Genomic DNA, 2,128 nt, shown 5'->3' on the forward strand with positions numbered 1-2,128 from the left:
TTGATGTGCGGAGCGCTACCTTTCTTGAAGACAAAGACCAGCTCATGCTTGGACCGATAGAACGACCCCATGCCGCCATTGGTCTTGTTCCAGACGCACAGGTTCTTGAACTCAGAGAACACTGTGCAGCCAGCTTCCAACAGCTCACCCATATGGCGCCAATCCATGCAAACAAAGGCAATGGCGCCATCTCTCAGATGACTTGCCGCAGCACCAAGACTGTCACGAAGGAAGCCGGTAAAAGCTTCCTCGTCCATCTCACCCGAGGCCACCGCGAACTCGCGGTGTTTGACGTGACCGAGGCCGCTGACATGGCCGGCGATCGGAACGTTGTAGGGCGGGTCAGTGAACAGCAATGCGAGGGGACTAGCTCCGCAAAGCAGCGATACGTCTTCGCGGGATCGAGCGTCACCGCAGAGAAGCCGATGCGGACCAAGCTGCCACAGGTCCCCTGCCCGGTTGACAGCCGGTCCAGGTGCCAGCGGCTCAACCGCGTCGAGCGGATCAGCCTTGGCTGAGGTCGGTCTCTGCTCGCCCTCGATGGTAAAGTCGATTTCCGTGGTGGAGAAGCCGAGCAGCTCTATGTCGAAGTTGAGGTCGATAAGACCCTGCATCTCGATAGCAAGGACATCGCGATCCCACCCGGCATTCTCAGCCAACTTGTTGTCGGCCAAGATATAAGCCCGCACCTCATCGCGCGACAGATGCGACAGCGTCCGAACTGGCACTTCGGACATGCCGAGAAGTTTCGCGGCCTGAACACGACCGTGACCGGCGATGATGGTGTAGTCTTCAGATATGAGGACCGGATTGCAAAAGCCAAAGCGTTTGATGCTTTCGGCAATCTGGTTGATCTGCTTCTTCGAATGCGTGCGTGCGTTATTGGCATAGGGAATGAGCCTGTCGAGCGGGCACGACTGTTCGTTTGGCGGATGCATATGCATTCTCCATAAGGGTTGGGTTGGGTTGGGTAGTGGGTGAACGTCAGTGCGGCGCCGCTGAAGAGAAGTTACCCGCCTGCACCTACCCGCCGCAATCGACTCGGATGAGAAAGCAAAAGTGTTTCAGTTCGTTGCGGAAGCGTAACGAACGACCTTAACAGGACTTCAAGATGGTTTCAAAACGACATTAAAGGGTTCAAAACAGCTCCCAAATCGTGTTTTCTTTGAAGGGCGTTTGAACACCTAGATTATTAGAATATTATTCCACTAAGGGCCGTTGGCACCCCAAGGTCGCAAGCCCCGTTGCCATGCGGCGCTCGAATCGGATGCTGGCGGCACTGCGATATCGAAGGTCGTATTGGAAACTTGTTGCGCTAACATGGCGCATGCCGGGAAGATCAAGATCGTCCAAACTCTAAAGCCGCGTGGTGTCATCATGGCAGGACCGGGCGAAGTGGACCCGTACAGCAACTATAGCCGTCATGTCGCTAGCTTCTTCCGTCCCTGAAATCCCCCAGCCGTGCCATCAAAATTCGGTCGAAGCCCTGCATTGTCTCGGCGAATCGCAGTTCGACCACGCCACCATCATTCAGGAAGAAGGAAACACGCCGATCTCCGGCTTGAAGTTCCGATACGCTGCCGCCTGCGATATTGTTTGAGAGCTTGTGTTTGGCGCTTTCGACTGTTTCAAATTGTGCGTTCAGCCCAAAAGGCATTGGTGCTGCGCCGTCCCCTTCGGCGCGCAACAATATTATCTGGTCACGCGGATCCGGAAGCGATTCCGGAAGACGACCAAAGGTCAACAGGAAGCCCATGAAGCGATCCATGCGCAACTCGTCTGCGTGTCGCATAGCTGGCGGGAGACTGTGTCCCGCTCGCGCAAACAGGCTCTCTAGCCAACTGCCGATGCCGTAGCAGTTGATGCGCTGGTAAAGCTCGTCGCCCAAGGCCATGACGTCACCGCCGATCCGTCGCGTTACCAGGATACTCGATCCGGTCCCAGGCCTTACCATCGAAACGGACAATCTCCTTATGGCCGACCGCCAGCAACATCTCGTCGGTGGCGCTTACCCAGGAAAGTCCGCCGATCTCGCGCGCGAGTCCGGTATCAACCTTTTCAACGGAGGCCCCGTCATAGACAAACAATCCACCGCGAGCGCCATCCCCGCTTGCCGCGGCCAGATACA

The 2,128-nt window shown here is 56.4% G+C and carries 2 protein-coding genes and 1 pseudogene; all 3 read right to left on the minus strand.

What is annotated here, in order from left to right; all coding sequences use genetic code 11:
* Positions 1-938, minus strand: a 938-nt coding sequence (locus tag E2F50_RS22770) for a site-specific DNA-methyltransferase (protein ID WP_133318475.1), incomplete at its 3' end; no start/stop codon positions are given.
* A gap of 491 nt (positions 939-1,429) precedes the next feature.
* Positions 1,430-1,894, minus strand: a complete 465-nt coding sequence (locus tag E2F50_RS22775) for a hypothetical protein (RefSeq protein ID WP_133318476.1) — start codon at positions 1,892-1,894, stop codon at positions 1,430-1,432.
* A gap of 4 nt (positions 1,895-1,898) precedes the next feature.
* A pseudogene (locus tag E2F50_RS23090) lies at positions 1,899-2,128 on the minus strand (hypothetical protein); the annotation flags it as partial.

The organism is Rhizobium deserti, assembly GCF_004358025.1.
GTDB classification, from domain to species: Bacteria; Pseudomonadota; Alphaproteobacteria; order Rhizobiales; family Rhizobiaceae; genus Neorhizobium; species Neorhizobium deserti.

Coding starts and splice junctions, on each gene's coding strand:
- E2F50_RS22775 (WP_133318476.1), bottom strand. CDS start 1,894: ATGGCCTTGGGCGACGAGCTTTACCAGCGCATCAACTGCTACGGCATC.